This is a genomic window from Glutamicibacter sp., assembly GCF_032154645.1.
Taxonomy (GTDB): Bacteria; Actinomycetota; Actinomycetes; order Actinomycetales; family Micrococcaceae; genus Glutamicibacter.
Map to the genome: position 1 here is coordinate 321,685 of NZ_JALDXV010000001.1, position 16,912 is coordinate 338,596.

17 protein-coding genes are annotated in these 16,912 nt (G+C 62.7%); 15 read left to right on the top strand and 2 right to left on the bottom strand.

Features of this window, described 5'->3' with window-relative positions:
- Nucleotides 1-112 precede the first annotated feature (112 nt).
- From RUH64_RS01485 to rlmN, 5 genes are all read left to right on the top strand, one after another.
- Nucleotides 113-1,228 (top strand): type III polyketide synthase, encoded by a 1,116-nt coding sequence (locus RUH64_RS01485; RefSeq protein WP_313810754.1) that lies wholly within the window; start codon nucleotides 113-115, stop codon nucleotides 1,226-1,228.
- A gap of 3 nt (nucleotides 1,229-1,231) precedes the next feature.
- Complete coding sequence (locus RUH64_RS01490; protein WP_313810756.1) at nucleotides 1,232-1,945, top strand: methyltransferase domain-containing protein; 714 nt, start codon at nucleotides 1,232-1,234, stop codon at nucleotides 1,943-1,945.
- Nucleotides 1,938-3,044, top strand: coding sequence for an NAD(P)/FAD-dependent oxidoreductase (locus tag RUH64_RS01495; RefSeq protein WP_313810758.1), 1,107 nt, complete (start codon nucleotides 1,938-1,940; stop codon nucleotides 3,042-3,044). The genes RUH64_RS01490 and RUH64_RS01495 overlap by 8 nt, the downstream gene beginning before the upstream one ends.
- A 377-nt stretch (nucleotides 3,045-3,421) precedes the next feature.
- Nucleotides 3,422-4,036: a hypothetical protein gene (locus RUH64_RS01500; RefSeq protein WP_313810759.1), complete on the top strand. Its 615-nt coding sequence runs from the start codon at nucleotides 3,422-3,424 to the stop codon at nucleotides 4,034-4,036.
- 105 nt (nucleotides 4,037-4,141) lie between these two features.
- Entirely contained in the window at nucleotides 4,142-5,440 is a 1,299-nt protein-coding gene (gene rlmN, locus RUH64_RS01505) for a 23S rRNA (adenine(2503)-C(2))-methyltransferase RlmN (protein ID WP_313810760.1), read from the top strand.
- A 66-nt stretch (nucleotides 5,441-5,506) separates the two neighbouring features.
- Here rlmN and RUH64_RS01510 read toward each other — a convergent pair whose 3' ends face one another.
- Both RUH64_RS01510 and RUH64_RS01515 read right to left on the bottom strand, forming a co-directional pair.
- The gene (locus RUH64_RS01510; protein ID WP_313810762.1) at nucleotides 5,507-6,196 is read right to left on the bottom strand and encodes a hypothetical protein; all 690 of its coding nucleotides are present in this window, start codon (nucleotides 6,194-6,196) and stop codon (nucleotides 5,507-5,509) included.
- Nucleotides 6,197-6,370: 174 nt separating this feature from the next.
- The gene (locus RUH64_RS01515; RefSeq protein ID WP_313810764.1) at nucleotides 6,371-6,730 is read right to left on the bottom strand and encodes an SdpI family protein; all 360 of its coding nucleotides are present in this window, start codon (nucleotides 6,728-6,730) and stop codon (nucleotides 6,371-6,373) included.
- A gap of 127 nt (nucleotides 6,731-6,857) precedes the next feature.
- Here RUH64_RS01515 and RUH64_RS01520 point away from each other — a divergent pair, with 127 nt between their 5' ends.
- From RUH64_RS01520 to RUH64_RS01565, 10 genes are all read left to right on the top strand, one after another.
- Nucleotides 6,858-7,346: a carboxymuconolactone decarboxylase family protein gene (locus RUH64_RS01520; protein ID WP_313810766.1), complete on the top strand. Its 489-nt coding sequence runs from the start codon at nucleotides 6,858-6,860 to the stop codon at nucleotides 7,344-7,346.
- A complete protein-coding gene (locus tag RUH64_RS01525) occupies nucleotides 7,343-8,539 on the top strand; it encodes an aminotransferase class I/II-fold pyridoxal phosphate-dependent enzyme (RefSeq protein ID WP_313810767.1) in 1,197 nt (398 codons plus the stop codon). Before RUH64_RS01520 ends, RUH64_RS01525 begins: the two co-directional genes overlap by 4 nt.
- Before the next feature lie 187 nt (nucleotides 8,540-8,726).
- A complete protein-coding gene (locus RUH64_RS01530; protein WP_313810768.1) occupies nucleotides 8,727-10,229 on the top strand; it encodes an alanine/glycine:cation symporter family protein in 1,503 nt (500 codons plus the stop codon).
- Nucleotides 10,230-10,364: 135 nt separating this feature from the next.
- Nucleotides 10,365-11,270 (top strand): dihydrodipicolinate synthase family protein, encoded by a 906-nt coding sequence (locus RUH64_RS01535; RefSeq protein WP_313810769.1) that lies wholly within the window; start codon nucleotides 10,365-10,367, stop codon nucleotides 11,268-11,270.
- Between the two features lie 84 nt (nucleotides 11,271-11,354).
- Nucleotides 11,355-12,356, top strand: a complete 1,002-nt coding sequence (locus RUH64_RS01540; protein WP_313810770.1) for a proline racemase family protein — start codon at nucleotides 11,355-11,357, stop codon at nucleotides 12,354-12,356.
- Nucleotides 12,353-13,300: an ornithine cyclodeaminase family protein gene (locus tag RUH64_RS01545; protein ID WP_313810772.1), complete on the top strand. Its 948-nt coding sequence runs from the start codon at nucleotides 12,353-12,355 to the stop codon at nucleotides 13,298-13,300. The genes RUH64_RS01540 and RUH64_RS01545 overlap by 4 nt, the downstream gene beginning before the upstream one ends.
- Before the next feature lie 27 nt (nucleotides 13,301-13,327).
- Nucleotides 13,328-14,017: a GntR family transcriptional regulator gene (locus tag RUH64_RS01550; protein ID WP_313810774.1), complete on the top strand. Its 690-nt coding sequence runs from the start codon at nucleotides 13,328-13,330 to the stop codon at nucleotides 14,015-14,017.
- 3 nt (nucleotides 14,018-14,020) lie between these two features.
- Nucleotides 14,021-15,187 (top strand): FAD-dependent oxidoreductase, encoded by a 1,167-nt coding sequence (locus RUH64_RS01555; RefSeq protein WP_313810776.1) that lies wholly within the window; start codon nucleotides 14,021-14,023, stop codon nucleotides 15,185-15,187.
- Nucleotides 15,184-15,459, top strand: a complete 276-nt coding sequence (locus RUH64_RS01560; RefSeq protein ID WP_313810778.1) for a (2Fe-2S)-binding protein — start codon at nucleotides 15,184-15,186, stop codon at nucleotides 15,457-15,459. The genes RUH64_RS01555 and RUH64_RS01560 overlap by 4 nt, the downstream gene beginning before the upstream one ends.
- Complete coding sequence (locus RUH64_RS01565) at nucleotides 15,456-16,910, top strand: FAD-dependent oxidoreductase (RefSeq protein WP_313810780.1); 1,455 nt, start codon at nucleotides 15,456-15,458, stop codon at nucleotides 16,908-16,910. Before RUH64_RS01560 ends, RUH64_RS01565 begins: the two co-directional genes overlap by 4 nt.
- The last annotated feature ends 2 nt before the right edge of the window (nucleotides 16,911-16,912 follow it).

Sequence of the window (16,912 nt, forward strand, 5' to 3'; positions counted from 1 at the left end):
TCACAGGCCTTGCAATCTTTGAACCACGTACGGCCCCGCCAACGGCTGCCGGGATCACTGGTAATTCACCCCAGCTATTCCCGTCGCGGGCAACACGTCGTAGGCTCGGGGCATGCCAGTGACGATTCGCACGATTCAGACCAGCACACCTTCCGTGAAGCTTGAACAGAACGACATCCGCGATGTCTTTGCGGCCCAGGAACACCTGACGCGGCTGGGCCAGCGGCTGATCCAAACTTCCTTTGATTCAGCGGCGATCAGCACGCGCTACAGCTGCGTCACCGAGTTCGACCTGAACACGCCCGCACCGCAACAGCCGCTCTTCTACGACCGCTCCACCGGTGCCCTGCTTTCACCGAGCACCGGGGCGCGCAACCAGCACTATGTACAGCACGCGCCCGACCTCTTCATTTCGACGGCGCGCAGTGCCCTGGAAGCCTGTGAAGACCTGTCACCCGAGGACATCACCCACGTCATCACGGTGTCCTGCACTGGCTTCTACAACCCGGGGCCCGACTATCAGATTGTCCGCGAACTCGGATTGAAGCCAAGCACGGTGCGCCACCACCTGGGATTCATGGGCTGCTACGCGGCCTTCCCGGCGCTGCGCGCGGCCAGGGATTTCTGCCTGGCCGACCCGGAGGCGAAGGTGCTGGTGGTCAGCGTGGAGCTGTGCACGCTGCATGTCCACAGCTCGAATGACCCGGACACCATCATGGGCTCCGCGATATTCGCCGACGGGGCGGCCGCTGCCATCGTGTCCAGCGGGGAGTATCCGGGCCTGGTAATCGACGATTTTCAGACCACGCTCACGCCGGTGGGGGAGGACGCCATGGCCTGGAACATCGGCGACAACGGCTTCGAGATGGTGCTGGGCACCTACGTCCCACACATCATCGACGAAAACATCACCGACGCCCTGCAGCCCCTGCTGCGCGGCGGCCAGCGCGAGTTGAACGCATCCGAGATTCCCCACTGGGGCATCCACCCCGGAGGCAGGGCCATCCTTGACCGCATCCAGAAGAGGCTCGACCTCAGCGACGAGCAGCTGGACCCGGCCCGCAGGGTGCTGCGCGACTATGGCAACATGTCCAGCGCCACCGTCCTGTTCGTGCTGAAAGACATCGTCGAGTCGGCGTCGGCGGCACAAGGCGAAAAGGTGTGCGCCATGGCTTTCGGCCCGGGACTGACAGTGGAAACCGGATTATTCACGCTGGCGCGGGAGTAGCCGATGGGCGCGCTACAGCGAGATGATGCCGCGCGGGAGGAGATGGACCGGCCCGACTGCGATGCCTTGCTGCTGCGGCGCACCTATGCCCAGTTCCCGTTGGTGAACCGTGCAGTCAGCGGGTGGCGGAAGAACTATGAACAATTCATCCGCCCGGTGCTGCGCAAACAAGGACACAGCAGAATCCTCGACATCGGCTGCGGCGGCGGAGATATCGCCGTGAACCTGTACCGCTGGGCGCTCGCCGACGGGCTGCAGGTAACCGTGTGCGGCATCGATCCGGATCAACGGGCAATAGATTTCGCGCGTGCGGCGGGCCGCCGCCGCGGAATTCCCGAGTCGGTCGTGGAGTTTCTCCCCGTGGGAAGTTCGCAGCTGGCAGCCGACGGGGAGCGCTTCGATGTGGTGCTCTCCAATCATCTGCTGCACCATCTGACCCCGTCCGAGCTGCAGCAGCTCATGGCGGATACCGAAAAGCTGTGTCCGGCGGTGGCCCTGCACAGCGACATCCGGCGCTCTCGGCTGGCGCTGGTGCTTTTCGGGGCAGCCACCCTGCCGCTGGCTGGGACCTCCTTCATCCGGCGCGACGGGCTGGTTTCCATCCGCCGCAGTTTCACCGCCGAGGAACTCGCCCAGAGGGCCCGCCCAGGGTGGGAGGTCGAGGCGGCCAGCCCCTACCGCAACCTGTTGATCTGGCGGTCCGAAAGCGATGGATGATGTAGCAATTATCGGGGCCGGTCCGGTGGGCCTGTGCCTCGCGGTGCTGTTGGCCCAGCGCGGAAAGAGCGTTCGCGTGTTCGAGCAGCGCAGCGCGCCAAGTTCCCATTCGCGGGCCATCGGACTGCATCCGCCGGCGCAGAGGATTCTTGATGTGGCGGGGGTAGGGCGGCAGGCGCAGGAACAGGGCGTGCCGATCATGCGGGGCCTTGGCATTTCCCGCGGCCGAATTGTGGGGTCCATGGATTTTGGCGTTGTCGGCGGCAGCTACCCACAGATCCTCTCCCTGCCGCAGGCCGCGACCGAGGATCTGCTGCGTGAGAGGCTAGCCCAACTGGCGCCCGGGGCATTGTCGGTCGGCTGCGCATTTGAACGGGTGTTGGACGCCTCGGAGCCCCACGTGGAATTCACCGCAGGCGGCGCGACCCACAGCGCACGCTGGCTTGTCGGCGCCGATGGGGTGCATTCAACGGTCCGCACCCAGTTGGCAGCGGCATTTACGGGCAAGGAGCACCAAGACCACTACAGCATGGGAGATTTTCCCGATGCCACGGATCTGCGGCACACGGCGGCGTTGTTTCTCCACTCTTCGGGCATCGTTGAATCCTTCCCGTTGCCCGGCGGCCTGCGCAGATGGGTGGTGCGCACCGGGGGCGGCGGGCCGAGCCGGGGGACCGCTCAGCAGCTTGCCCAGGACGTGGCGCGGCGTACCGGCTTCATAGTTGATCCAGAAGACTGCAGCATGTTCAGCGAATTCGCCACAGCCTCGCGCTTTGTCTCTTCCATGGTCCACGGCCGGGTAGTTCTGTTGGGTGATGCTGCCCATCAGATCAGTCCCATTGGTGGTCAGGGCCTCTGCCTGGGTTTGGCCGATGCGCAGAGATTCTCCGAGGTCGTCGCCGGAGTGCGGCAGGTTGAGGGTTTTTCGACAATGCAGCTTCGGGCCGCCCGTGCTGCGGCGCACCGGGCGCGGCTCAATATGTTTCTGGGCCGCCCCGTTCCTTCCTGGATGCTTCCGCTGCGTGATGCGGTGTTCCAATTGGCGTCGTCTACTCCGCGCATCCATGATGCGGTAGCCAGAAGCTTCACCATGTCCTGAGCGCAGTGCGCCAGCGGTGGATCACAGATCCATTACAGGCTGAGCACGGCCCGATGACTGGTGCGTTGCGCGCCAACTTCACTGCCGACCCCTGCTGCCCATGGCGGCTGTCCATCGATGCTGACTAGTTGAAATGGCTAGATCAGTTTTCGCTATTTGGTGCCGCCGGTGGCGCTGGCCGGCAGCTTGCACCTTGGCGAAGTAGCAGCTGACTGGTAGTCATGGCGTGCGGCGGGCCAGTACAGCGGCATGTCGTGGCATAACACTTGGATAACCATTATTTCCATCTATGGGATTAAAGGTATTTGAGCCGCACACTGGTTGGGTCCTCACACTTTATGCACCACACGCATGGTGCGCAGAAAGGAGAACCAATCATGGGAAAAAACAGCAGAAGCCTAGTGGCTGTCGTCGGCGTCGGGGCCTTAGCGGTCGCTGCGGTACCGCCTGCCTCGGCAGCCGCAGCGGAGAAAACCGCCAGATCGCTGATGGAAGCCGAACAGCCGGTTATTGGTGAAATGGAGGGTTTTGACGGCAATGCGCACTTCATTTCATTCATGGCAGGCAACACCGGAAAGGGCGACCTAGCAGTAGTCAACTTCGACTGCCTCGAAGGTGCTCCACCATCGTGGGACTCCGACAGCGGATGCGAAGTCTTGGATATCGTCGGCATGTATGGATATAACCTCGATGTCGACATCAACAAGAAATTGACCTCAGGAACCCTGAGCGGAGAGTTCCAGGTGTATCTCGGTGAAGCAGAGGATGGCTCACCGATCTGGGGCAAAACCTACAACGTCGATGTAGTCATGAAAGGCTACGGCGAAGTAGAGAGGACCGACGATCGACAGGAAGGATATAGGGACCTGCGTAAAACTCGCTCAGCGAACGTTGAATCGGGAACGCTGCACGATTCCGAGCTGGGTCATGAATTCGATTTGACGGGTGCCGAGGGTGCGCTGCTGCGTCAACGGACCTGGTCGCAGTACTGAAAATAACTTCACTGCCCCGGTGTTCTTCTCCGAGCACCGGGGCAGTGCTGTGCGTGCCCAAACTCACCGAGAGATCTAAGCGAATACATGAAACAATGGATGGTGATGACTTCCAGCAACTCCACCACACTTTCCGCCGACGAGCGCAAGGCCCTGCGTCAAGAGCAGGCCGCCGCTCAGCGCGCCCAGCAGCTGCGCATTTCCAAGTCCCGCGCCGAGGCCGAAGGCCGTGCGCAGGTAATCCCGACGGCTGAAGGCTGGAAGCAGGAAATGGGTGCCGACGGCCGCCCCGAACTGCAGTTCTCCACCAAGCGCCGCGTTTCGCAGCCGCCGGTGCACCTTGCAGACCTGACCCTGGCAGAACGTCAGGAGAAGCTGAAGGAACTCGGACTTCCGGCCTTCCGCGCCAAGCAGCTGTCGGTGCACTACTTCCAGCACTACACCACCGACCCCGCCAAGATGAGCGATCTGCCGAAGAACGGCCGCGAGGAACTGGTCGACGCCATGTTCCCGAAGCTGCTCACCGAGGTCAAGCGACTGACCACCGATGACGGCAAGACCATCAAGTTCCTCTGGCGCCTGTTCGACGGCTCGCTGGTCGAGTCGGTGCTGATGCGCTACCCGAACCGCATCACCCTGTGCATCTCCTCGCAGTGCGGCTGCGGCATGAACTGCCCGTTCTGCGCCACCGGACAAGCGGGGCTGACCCGCAACATGTCCACCGCCGAGATCCTGGACCAGATCGTCCAGGCCAACCGCGTGATCGCCGAAGGCGGTCTGGGCGGACAGAAGCACCCGGATGAGCGCGTGGGCAACATTGTGTTCATGGGCATGGGTGAACCACTGGCCAACTACAAGCGCGTCATGAACGCCGTGCACCGCATGGTTGCCGAGGTTCCGGAGGGCCTGGGCATGAGCGCCCGCGGCATCACCGTTTCCACCGTGGGTCTGGTTCCTGCAATCCGCAAGCTGGCCGATGAGAACGTTCCCGTCACCTTTGCGCTGTCGCTGCACGCACCGGACGACGAACTGCGCGACGAGCTGATCCCGGTGAACTCCCGCTGGAAGGTCGACGAGGCACTGGATGCCGCCTACGACTACTACGTGAAGACTGGTCGCCGCGTCTCCATCGAATACGCGCTGATCAAGGACATGAATGATCACGAGTGGCGTGCAGAAATGCTAGCCAAGAAGCTCAATGCCCGCGGCCGCGGCTGGGTGCACGTGAACCCGATCCCGCTGAACCCGGTGCCCGGTTCCATCTGGACCCGCAGCGAATCTGACATCACCTCGAAGTTCGTGCGCCGCCTGGATGAGCTGGGAGTTCCCACGACCCTGCGCGATACCCGCGGCAAGGAAATCGACGGAGCCTGCGGCCAGCTGGCAGCCGACGGCGACAAATAGCACCAAAGTTTGAGGGACGGATCAACTGATCCGTCCCTCAAACATTTTTAGTTGTGGCCCTCGACCCTACTTTTCCACGGTGATCTTCAGATCCTTGGACTCTTCCTTATAGGTTTTGTCCCCGTCCTTCATGGGCAGGCGCTGGTAGGTTGCTGTCAGGTTGTCCAGCGTTGGATTCGGGACGTAGTAAAGGCACCATCCCTCGGTGCTTTCGCCCTGGCGAACGTCTTCCATGGGGTCGATTCCGGCCTTTTCCATGGCCTTTTTCTGCAGGCTATTGGTGTCGCCGGTGGGAGTGCTCGAATCTGCGGAAGACAGTCGGGTGTTTGAGCAGGAGGTTCCATTGAAGTACTTGTCGCCGGCGCTTGCCTTGTACTTGACGGCGACATAAGTATTGTCGCCAGGCGCCTCGGCGAATTCCCCTTCGCCGGTGAAGCCCATCGCGACCCCGGTGACCTCGAATTCGTGGTCCATGACGGTGTCGGTGTAGCTAGGGGAGCTTGCCTTGTAGATCTTGAGCTCGCCGGAGTCGGCCTGAGCTGATTCGGTGCTCGATTCGCTTGCCGATCCGGTGGCGGAGGCGGTGCTGTCGGTTGCCGAGGCCTCAGCGGTTGACGACTCGGTGGCGGTTGAGCTGACGGTCGGCGAAGGGGAGGTGCTGTCCTCGGACTGGTTGTCTGAACCTGAACAACCTGCCAGAGCCAACGCCGAGGCGACGGCCAACGATGTGAATCCTAGAACTTTCGTACTTTTCATTCTTCCTCCAACGAGCGAGATCGCACTTCAATAAATCATCCGAATGGATGGAAGTGACAGGTTGATCTTACACAACGTGGAGCGGCGAATCATACATTTTGAGGATGTATTAATTACGAGGGATTTATGCCGAGTTGGCTGTCGCAAAATATGCGCAGGTCAGTGGGTGAGTGCTTATAAATATTCGCTTCCTGCCGCCCGTAGGGCAGAGGTGATTGCCGTGCCAAGACCGATGATGAAGCACAGTATTTCGACGAGGATCATGAGCGGACTCAGCGTAAAGATCGCGATAGAGGACAGGAGTGTTCCGATGAATCCAAAGAGCGAGGGCCTGTAGGCCGCTTCATGGCCAGCTTGCCAGGATCTGTCGGAGGCCAGTAGCGACGGAAAGCGATACCCAAGCAGGTGATTTCGCGTCAATCTTCCAGCGGCCGCAGACCGGCAGGTAACAGTGGAGAAAAGGAGCACCAGCGGCATGATCATGATCAACGGGAAGAGTCCGCTTGGAACCCGCACCTTACCCGCCAGCTTCATCGTTGTGCTTCGACTAATGCCACGGTACACCTGCTGGTAGTAAATAGGCTGTGGAAATGAACTGCAGGTTTTGGTGCAGGTGAATGCTAAATGGGTGGAACCTCCGACCGGCAGGTAAGGTTCAGATATGGCAGTCTCAGACCCACTATTTCTCGACAAGACCAATCCCGAATTGTGGAACTCCATTGGCAAGTTCGCCAAACAGGTCACCAAGTCATACCAGGCAGCGGGTATCAGCGACCGCACCGCTGAATTGGTCAATCTCAGGGTGTCACAGATCAACGGCTGCGCATTCTGCCTAGACCTGCATGCCCGGCGCGCGCTCGAAGCCGGAGAGAGCATGCAGCGAATCAATCTGCTGCGGACCTGGAACGAATGCGGCGGGCTGTTCAATGAGGAGGAATGCGCCGCACTGGCCATCGCCGAGGCCGCCACCGACCTGCCAACTCCAGAGGAGCGTATTGCAGCAGTGGCCTCAGCGCGCCTGGTACTCAACGATGAGCAGGTGGCCGCCATTCAATGGATTGCTGTGGCAATGAACGCCTTCAACCGTGTATCGATTCTCTCCCGCCACCCCGTGAAGGAACGAGAGCTGGGGGAATCGGTCGGAAAATGAAGGTTTCACAGCGCGGCCAGGTGCCTCCCTTCGAGGTGATGCAGATCGTCGAGGAAGTAGCAAGACTGCGCGCGGCCGGTCACGACGTCATCTCGCTGTGCGTGGGCGAACCCGGAGGCGGGGCGCCCAGCGCTGTCAACGAGCTGGCGTCGCGGCTACACGGTGAGGATGCCGATTTCGGATATACCGCTACCGCCGGTCTGCAGGCGACGCGTGAAGCTCTGGCAGCCCATTATTCTCGAACCTATGGGGTCGAGGTTCCCGCAAAGAACTTCGTCATGACCACGGGGTCCTCGGGGGCGTTTCAGCTGGCATTCCTTGCAGCCTTCGACGCCGGGGACAAGGTGGCGTTGGCCCGACCCGGCTATCCCGCCTACGCGAATATTCTTGGAGCACTGGGGCTGGAAGTCATCGACATTCCCACCGGTCCCGCGCAAAGATTCCAGCCCTCCGTAGAGCTTCTTGAGCAGGCCTGGGCCGAGCATGGACGCTTCGAAGGCCTGATAATCGCCTCGCCGAACAACCCCACGGGAACCATGTTCAGCGCTCGGGAGCTGGAAGAACTGAGCTCATGGTGCGTGAAACACCAGGTGCGGATGATCAGCGATGAAATCTACCACGGGATCGAATTCGTTCCCGACCGCCGCGGCCACACCTCGTGGGAGTTCACCGATTCCTCCATCGTCGTTTCGTCATTCTCCAAATATTGGGGGATGACCGGGTGGAGGCTTGGCTGGATGATCGTTCCCGACCAATTGTTGCCAACGGTGGATGCGCTGGCCTCAAATCTCGCGCTGTGCGCTCCGGCCCCGGCGCAGCGCGCGGTCATCGCCGCCTTTGAACCGCAGAGCATCGCCGAGGCGCAGCGGCGCGTGGAAGAGTTCGCCAGAACCCGCGAACTGGTACTGGCACATTTGGACAAGCTGGGCATCGAGCAGGCGGCCCCTGCCGATGGGGCGTTCTACCTGTACGGGAAGCTGAGTGAACCGCTCCTTGAGCACTTCGGCAGCGCTGGCCAGTTCTGCCGCGCCGTCCTGGATACGGCCTTTGTGGCATTGACTCCCGGGGGAGACTTCGATCCCTTCGAAGGACAGCACTTCATCCGGCTGTCATTTGCCGCCGGATACGACCGTGTGGCGCAGGCACTGGACCGCGTCGACACGGTAATTCGCAGGTCACTACCCATTTCCTAGCGATCACGCTGGACCATCTTGAAGAGCCAACTGCCCGAGCGGCGGTTGGCTCTGGCGTTTTAAAGAATCTTCTGGGGACCATTGTCAGCATCAGTAGTGTTATGTACCATTTTACATTGTTGTGATCCAACTTACTTTTCAAGCGTCTTACCTCGATGCGACATCTTCGAATGCTCAGAGGAAATCAATGGAAACACTTACCGCGATCAGCGACGGACTATGGAACCCCATGGCGTATTTCGCCTTGGCTGTGGGGTTGTTCTTCACGATTCTTACCTACGGAGCCCAGTTTAGGCTGCTGCCGCATACGCTGACACTGATCTTCAAGCCCAAGGTTGACGACGCGGGCATCGCACCACTTCAAGCGCTGCTGCTGACTATCGCCTCGAGGGTCGGCGTTGGAAATATTGCCGGCGTTGGAACCGCCATCGCTGCCGGGGGACCCGGTGCGCTGTTCTGGATGGTGGTCTGCGCGCTGCTCGGAGCCGCAAGCTCCTTCGCCGAGTCGTCCATGGCCCAGGTCTTCAAGCGGAAGATCAACGGTGAACACCGCGGCGGCATGCCCTTCTACGTCAAATTTGGTCTGCGCATCAAATGGCTGGCCGCGGTGCTGGCAGTCATGACCGCCGTCGGCTACGGTCTGGTCTTTCCCGGGGTGCAGTCGAACAACATCGCCGCCGGCATGAAAAACGCCTTCGGAATCTCCCCGTGGGTCAGTGCCGTAGTGGTCACCGGAATCCTCGGCGTCGTCATCTTCGGGGGCACCAAGCGACTAGTCAAGGCCGTGGACCTGATGGTTCCCTTTATGGCGCTGGGCTATATCCTCGTCGCCCTTGTGGTGGTCTTTGCCAACTTCACCCAGATCATTCCGGCCCTGCAGTTGATCCTTGAAAGTGCCTTCGGCCTGCATGAAATCTTCGGCGGCATGGCGGGTGCCGCGGTTGCCTGGGGTGTGCGCCGCGCGGTGTTCTCAAATGTCGCCGGTGTGGGCGAGGGGACCTACGGCTCGGCCGCCGCCTCGGCAAACCACCCTGCCACCCAGGGTCTGCTGCAGGGATTCTCCATCTTCATCGACACCGTCGTTGTCTGCTTCGCCACGGGCATCATGATTGTGATTACCGGCTCCTACAACGTCTTCGCCTCCGACGGCAGTGCGGTCGTTGAAAATCTTCCGGGCGTTGAAGCTGGCGCTGGCTACACCCAAACCGCGGTGGACCAGGTGCTCCCGGGCTTTGGCCCAGGGTTTGTTGCAATAGCGTTGTTCTTCTTTGCCTTCACCACGCTCGTGGCGTTCTTCTATATTGCCCACACCAATCTGGTGTTCCTCTTTGGGAGGGAGCCGGGGAAGGTGATGTCGCTACTGCTCAAGGTCGGCATGCTCGCCATGACCTTCTACGGCTCGGTGGAATCCGCGGCCGTGATTTGGACGCTGGGCGACATCGGCTATGCCTCACTTGGCTGGGTCAACATGGTGTGCCTGCTCTTCCTGGCACCCATCGTGCGCAAGGTGATCCGAGACTATGACCGTCGGCGCAAGCTGGGTGGGGAGATCCACTTCGACCCGCGCCCACTGGGCATTCATGGGGCGGAGTACTGGAAGGTGCGCGCCATTGAGCTTGAGCGCGGCTACGCAACCACCGAACACGCGCCCCTGATGGAGGGTGAGCGTGGCGATGGGTTCAGAAGCTAGAAAATATTTAGCTTTTTCTATTGCACTGTAAAATTGTACATAGTACCTTTGGTGTAGCGGATCACAACGAAACTTCAGGTGGCGAGGTCTTACCCCACCGTCCGCAGCACGAACTTCATTGAAAGGAAGAACAAGATGTCTCAGAGTCGGAAGCCATGGCAGGGTGTACACGTTGCCTCCTCGCTGCAGTTCAACGACGACTTCAGCATTGACTACGACGGCTTCGCGGAGCACGTGGCATTTTTGGCGGCCAACGGCTGCGACGGCATTGCACCGAACGGTTCGCTGGGCGAGTACCAGGCGCTGAGCGAAGAGGAGCGCGCCCGCGTCATCACCACCGCCATCGATGCAGCACCGGATGGCTTCACCGTCATGGCAGGCATTGGCTCCTATGGCGGCCTGCAGGCCCGCCACTGGGCCAACCAGGCGGCGGAAGCTGGGGCTTCCTCGGTCATGTTGCTGCCGCCGAACATCTACCGCGCCAACGATGACGAAGTGGTGGAGCACTACCGCCTGGTCGCCGAGGTGGGCATCCCGGTGGTCGCCTACAACAATCCCATCGACACCAAGGTGGATCTGACCCCGAAGCTGATCGCCCGCCTGTTCGAGGCCGGCTACATCGTCGGCGTCAAGGAATTCACCGGAGATGTGCGCCGCGCCTACGAGATCAGCGAGCTGGTCCCCGAGCTGGACCTGCTGATCGGCACCGACGACAGCGTGCTTGAAATGGGCGTCGCGGGCGCCGTGGGCTGGGTTTCGGGCTACACCAACGCCTTCCCGCAGACCATGATGGAGCTCTACCGCCTGTCCACCAGCGGAGATTTGAACGACCTGGAGCAGGCCAAGTCCCTGTATCGTGAGTCGCACTCGCTGCTGCGCTGGGACACCAAGACCGAATTCGTTCAGGCCATCAAGTTGTCCATGGATCTGGCGGGCCTGAAGGGCGGCACCTGCCGTCCGCCGCGCGGTCCGCTGAGCGCCGAGTACCACGCTGCGATCACCGCAGACACCGAGGCGGCCCTGTCCCGCGGCTACAAGTAAAGTGCAGTACAGCTAAGCAGGTGCCGCGGGGAATGAGAATTCTTCGCGGCACCGGCAACGCCCAATCTATTTCGAAGGACTTCAATGCGCACCACCCGTGTATTCCACGCCGTTGATTCCCACACCGAAGGCATGCCCACCCGGGTCATCACCGGGGGAGTGGGAACCATCCCGGGCAAGACCATGGCCGAACGCCGGCTGTGGTTTATGGAAAACAGCGATCACATCCGCAAACTGCTGATGAATGAACCACGCGGCCACGCATCCATGAGCGGGGCGATCCTGCAGCCTCCCACCCGGGAGGACGCAGACTACGGCGTGCTCTACATTGAGGTCTCCGGCCTGCTGCCCATGTGCGGACACGGCACCATCGGCGTGGCCACGGTGCTGGTGGAAACCGGCATGGTTGAAGTGGTTGAGCCGGTCACCGAGATCCGGTTGGATACCCCGGCGGGCCTGGTGATCGCCTCGGTGCAGGTGGAAGACGGACACGCAACGGCCGTCACCATCCGCAACGTGCCATCCTTCGTGGACCGGCTGGATGCCACGGTCCAGGTTCCCGGCTTCGGGCAGGTGGGCTACGACCTGGCCTTCGGCGGAAATTTCTACGCGGTGGTGGACCTGGAATCCCTGGGCCTGCCCTTTGACCGCGAGAGCAAGCAGCAGCTGATCGAGGCGGGCCTTGCCATCATGGAGGCGATCAATCAGCAGGACGAGCCGGTGCACCCGGAGCGCGGCGACATCCGCGGCTGCCACCACGTGTACCTGAAGGCACCGGGCTCCACCGCCGAACACTCCCGCCACGCGATGGCCATCCACCCGGGCTGGTTCGACCGTTCGCCCTGTGGCACCGGAACCAGCGCGCGCATGGCGCAGCTGCACGCCCGCGGCGAACTGGCGCTGGAGGCAGACTTCATCAACGAGTCCTTCATTGGTTCGCAGTTCACCGGCCGGCTGGTCGGCACCACCACCGTGGGGGATAAGGAAGCGGTGATCCCCACCGTCACCGGCCGCGCCTGGGTCACCGGCACCGCCCAGTACTTCTTGGATCCCACCGATCCGTTCCCGGAAGGATTCATCTTATGAGCCTGCCCTACCTCGACGCAGACACCCTGTACTCCCAGATCAGCCCCGCCACCGCGGTGCAGATCCTCGGCGATGCCCTGGCCGGAGGGCTGGATCCGGAAGCCGATTCGCCGCGGCTGTTCGCGCCCACCCAGCGCGGAGAATTCCTGATCATGCCGGCCCTGGGCGCCGCACGCAACGGCGTGAAGGTGCTGACAGTCGACCCGCAGAACACCGCCGTGGGGCTGCCGAAGATCCAGGGCTCTTACCTGCTCTTCGACGCCGCCACCAGCGCGGTGATCGCGGTGCTCGACGGGACCGCACTCACCGCACTGCGCACCCCGGGCACCACGGTGCTGGCGCTGCGCGAAATGGCCAGGGCCACGCAGTCCTTCAGCGACGCGCCCCTGATCTTGGTCTACGGCACCGGCATCCAGGCGAAGAACCATATCCGCTACGCCCACGCGCTGTTCGAATCGGCCCGGTTCGTGCTGGTGGGGCGCGGCTTGGACAAGGCCCGGGCCGCCGCGGCGGAACTGGCAGCCGAGGGGATTGCGATCCGCGCCGAGCAGGAGCCTCAGATCGAGCAGGCGGATGTGATCATCTGCGCCAGCTCCTCACCGGATCCGCTGTTCGACGGATCTAGGGTCGCCGGCCACGCCCTGGTGGCGGCCATCGGCCAGCACGGGCTGGAACGCCGCGAACTCGACGCCCAGCTGATGCTGCGTGCCGAGGTGGTGGTGGAGGGTCGGGCCTCGGCGCTGCGCGAAAACGGCAACACCGTGGACCTGCACGCGGACGGGGCATGGCATGCTGCGCCGCCAGTGAATCTCAGGGAGCTGGTGGAAGGCAAGTTCACCCGCACCCCGGGCAGGCCTGCGGTCTACACGGGGGTGGGCATGGCCTGGGAGGACCTGGCGATGGCCAGTGCCGCCGTCGATTTATGCAATGTAGCATTGCAGTAACTCGATAGTACCTATGGATGGGGAGCCATGAACGCCTTAGCACTGGAACCACTGAACGAGCGCCGCAGCCTGCGTGACACCGTGGCCGAAAAACTGCGTGCCGCCATCATCTCAGGCGACCTTGTGGAAGGACAACTGTACTCTGCGCCGGTGCTGGGCGAGGCGCTGGGAGTCTCCGCCACCCCGGTGCGCGAGGCGATGATGGACCTGACCCGCGAGGGCCTGGTGGAGACCATCAAGAACAAGGGATTCCGTGTCACCGGAATGACCGACAAGGAACTTGAGGACATCGCGGCGATCCGCCTGCTCATCGAACCGGAAGCCACCAAGCTTGCGGCGCAGAACCACAAGGCGGCCGACATCGCCAAGCTCACCGCAATGGCCCAGGAGATCATCGCGGCGGCGGCGGCGGATGACATCGACGGCTACCTCAGCGCGGACCGGGATTTCCACCACGAACTGATGGGACCCTGCGGCAACGCCGAACTGGTCGAGCTTGCCACCAGCTACCGCATGCGCACCCGCCAGTACGGGCTGAAGTCGCTGATGCGCGAACGCAAGCTGACCACCATGGCCGCCGAACACCTGGACATGGTCAAGCTCATGAAAAAGGGCGACAGCGACGCCCTGCACACCTTATTGATCAAGCACATCTCGCACGCCCGCGGTTTCTGGAATGTCGGAGACCCGAACGACGAGGTCAAACCCAAGGAATAGTGAATGGCACAAGGCAGTGACGTTCTAGTCATCGGCGCAGGAATCATCGGCAGCGCCATCGCCTACTTCGCGGCCCGGCAGGGGCTGAGCGTCACGGTGGTGGACCGGGCAGGCCCGGCCTCCGGCACCAGCTCCAAGTGCGAGGGAAACATCCTGCTGTCCGATAAGGAACTGGGCCCGGAGCTTGAGCTCTCACAGTACTCACTGGGGGTCTGGAAGAACGACCTGGCGGAATTCGCGCAGCTGTGGGAATTCGAAGCCAAGGGCGGCCTGGTGGTCGCCTCCAGAGAATCTTCCATAACCTCGCTGGACCGTCTGACCGCCGCCCAGCGCAGCAACGGAGTCACCGCCGAAATCCTTGACCGCGACCAACTGCTAGACGCCGAACCGCACATCAGCCCCGAGGCGCTGGCCGCCGCCTACTACCCGCAGGACAGCCAGGTCCAGCCGATGCTCGCAGCCTCCTGGCTGCTACGCCTTGCCTGCGATGCGGGAGCTCGATTCGTTCCCAACGCCCAGGTCACCGCGCTGCGCAGGGAGCGCGGACGGGTGGCTGGGGTGCACACCACCGCCGGTCACTTCGCCGCAGACAACATCGTGAACGCCACCGGAACCTGGGCCTCGAACATCGCCGAACTGGCCGACGTGCAGGTGCCGGTGAACCCGCGCAAGGGCTTCGTCATGGTCACCGAACCGCTGCCGCCGAAAATCTTCCACAAGGTCTACGCCGCCGAATATGTGGACAACGTCGGCAGCTCCGATGCGGGCCTGCAAAGCTCCCCGGTGGTGGAGGGCACCCCCGCCGGCTCCATCCTGATCGGCTCCAGCCGCGAACGCGTGGGCTTCGACGGCTCGGTGAACCTTGAGGCACTCAAAGCAATGGCGAACAACGCTATCAACCTCTTCCCCTTCCTGCGCGATGTCAAGATCCTGCGCCACTACCACGGCTTCCGCCCCTACTGCCCGGACCACCTGCCGGTGATCGGCCACGACGAACGCGCCCCGGGCCTGTGGCACGCAGCGGGGCATGAGGGAGCGGGCATCGGCTTGTCGGTGGGCACCGGAAAGCTGCTGGCCCAGGCGCTGGTAGGCACAACCACCGATCTCGACCTCAGCCCCTTTGCACCCCACCGATTTTCCAACCAGCCGTTAGTGAACCAGGAGTCGTGAAGCCAGTGCAGCATCCCATCACCCTGAACATCGACGACGCCCAGCTCACCGTCGAGGCCGGCACCACCGTGGCGGGTGCCATGATCGCCCACGGCATCACCGCTTGGCGCAGCACCCGCAAGAACGAACGCCCCCGCGGGCTGTTCTGCGGCATCGGCGCCTGCTTCGACTGCCTGGTCACCGTCGACGGTCAGCCGAACCAGCGCGCCTGCATGGTGCGGGCGAGCGAAGGCCAGCAGGTAGACACTCAGACCGCCAAGGAGCGCCCATGAGCCCCATAATTCATGTGGCAGTCATCGGCGCCGGACCCGCGGGGCTGGCGGCGGTAGCCAACGCCCTGGCCCACGGCGCGCAGGTGACCTGCATCGACGCCAACGACCAGCCCGGAGGCCAATACTGGCGCCACCGATTGGAGCAGCCCGGGGCGCCGACGGACTCCACCGGACACCACGACTGGTCCACCTACCTGTTGCTGCGCGCAGCCTTTGATCAGGGCCTCGCCGAAGGAACCCTGACCCACCTGCCCAACACCCAGGTGTGGATGGCGCAGCAGCAGGAAGATGGGCGCATCACCCTGCAGCTGACCAGCGCCACCGCCGCCGGAGCGCAGGCACAGGTCGCCGCCCTGAGCGTCGACCGGCTGGTGGTGGCCACCGGCGCCTACGACCGGCAGATCCCCATCCCCGGTTGGGATCTTCCCGGGGTCATGACCGCCGGGGCCGTGCAGGCGCTGATCAAGGGACAGGGGGTACTCGCGGGCCAGAAGGTGGTGCTCGCAGGCACCGGGCCCTTCCTGCTGCCAGTGGCCAGCAATGTTGCCCATGCCGGCGGCACCGTGGCGGCCATCTGCGAATCGGCCGACCTGAGCGGATGGCTCAAGCACCCCACCGCCCCGCTGGCCGTCCCCGCCAAGGGCATCGAGGGCGCAGAATATGCCTGGGACCTGCTGCGCCACCGCATCCCCTACAAGCGCCGCACCGTGATCACCAAGATCCACGGCACCGACACCGTGGAAGCCGTCAGCATTGCCCGCACCGACAAGACGGGGAAGATCATTGCCGGAAGCGAAGAACGCATCGAGAACGTCGACTGCGTGGGTCTGGGCTTCGGGTTCACCACGCAGCTGGAACTGCTCACCGCCTTCGGCGTGGCAACCCACGTAGATGTGGACGGATCCCTGGTGGCAGACGTGGACGAGTTCCAACTAACCAGCGGAGCCAACATCCTCGCCGCCGGAGAAGTGACCGGCATCGGGGGAGCTGCGCTCGCCGTCGCGGAAGGCACGGTCGCGGGATACCGCGCCGCTTTGCACGCCGGGCAGGCCCCGCAGCGAAGCGAGGTGGCCAAGGAGCTGAAGACCATCTCTCGCCACCGCGCCTTTGCCCGCGCCATGCACCAGGCCCACCCGGTGCCCGACTACTGGGGCGAGAACCTGGAAGCGGATACCGTGGTGTGCCGCTGCGAGGAGGTCACCGCCGGGGAAATCATCCAGGCCCGCGACGAGCTCAAGGCAGTCGATGCCCGCAGCATCAAATCCACCACCCGCGCGGGCATGGGCTGGTGCCAGGGAAGGGTCTGCGGCTACGCCGCCTCCTGCCTTGCCACCGGCGGCGACAAGCACGAACGCTTTGCCCACTCCGTGGCCAACACCTACAAACGACCCGTCTCGATCCCTGTTCCCCTGGGCGAGATCGCAGACCTCGAAGACTCACCGAAGGAGTAGCA

Excerpts from the sequence above, each read along its gene's own strand:
- RUH64_RS01495 (WP_313810758.1), top strand. The coding sequence starts at position 1,938 with ATGGATGATGTAGCAATTATCGGGGCCGGTCCGGTGGGCCTGTGCCTC.
- RUH64_RS01530 (WP_313810768.1), top strand. The coding sequence starts at position 8,727 with ATGGAAACACTTACCGCGATCAGCGACGGACTATGGAACCCCATGGCG.
- RUH64_RS01525 (WP_313810767.1), top strand. The coding sequence starts at position 7,343 with ATGAAGGTTTCACAGCGCGGCCAGGTGCCTCCCTTCGAGGTGATGCAG.
- RUH64_RS01550 (WP_313810774.1), top strand. The coding sequence starts at position 13,328 with ATGAACGCCTTAGCACTGGAACCACTGAACGAGCGCCGCAGCCTGCGT.
- RUH64_RS01515 (WP_313810764.1), bottom strand. The coding sequence starts at position 6,730 with ATGAAGCTGGCGGGTAAGGTGCGGGTTCCAAGCGGACTCTTCCCGTTG.
- RUH64_RS01500 (WP_313810759.1), top strand. The coding sequence starts at position 3,422 with ATGGGAAAAAACAGCAGAAGCCTAGTGGCTGTCGTCGGCGTCGGGGCC.
- RUH64_RS01565 (WP_313810780.1), top strand. The coding sequence starts at position 15,456 with ATGAGCCCCATAATTCATGTGGCAGTCATCGGCGCCGGACCCGCGGGG.
- RUH64_RS01540 (WP_313810770.1), top strand. The coding sequence starts at position 11,355 with ATGCGCACCACCCGTGTATTCCACGCCGTTGATTCCCACACCGAAGGC.
- RUH64_RS01510 (WP_313810762.1), bottom strand. The coding sequence starts at position 6,196 with ATGAAAAGTACGAAAGTTCTAGGATTCACATCGTTGGCCGTCGCCTCG.
- RUH64_RS01535 (WP_313810769.1), top strand. The coding sequence starts at position 10,365 with ATGTCTCAGAGTCGGAAGCCATGGCAGGGTGTACACGTTGCCTCCTCG.
- rlmN (WP_313810760.1), top strand. The coding sequence starts at position 4,142 with ATGACTTCCAGCAACTCCACCACACTTTCCGCCGACGAGCGCAAGGCC.
- RUH64_RS01490 (WP_313810756.1), top strand. The coding sequence starts at position 1,232 with ATGGGCGCGCTACAGCGAGATGATGCCGCGCGGGAGGAGATGGACCGG.
- RUH64_RS01485 (WP_313810754.1), top strand. The coding sequence starts at position 113 with ATGCCAGTGACGATTCGCACGATTCAGACCAGCACACCTTCCGTGAAG.
- RUH64_RS01520 (WP_313810766.1), top strand. The coding sequence starts at position 6,858 with ATGGCAGTCTCAGACCCACTATTTCTCGACAAGACCAATCCCGAATTG.
- RUH64_RS01555 (WP_313810776.1), top strand. The coding sequence starts at position 14,021 with ATGGCACAAGGCAGTGACGTTCTAGTCATCGGCGCAGGAATCATCGGC.
- RUH64_RS01545 (WP_313810772.1), top strand. The coding sequence starts at position 12,353 with ATGAGCCTGCCCTACCTCGACGCAGACACCCTGTACTCCCAGATCAGC.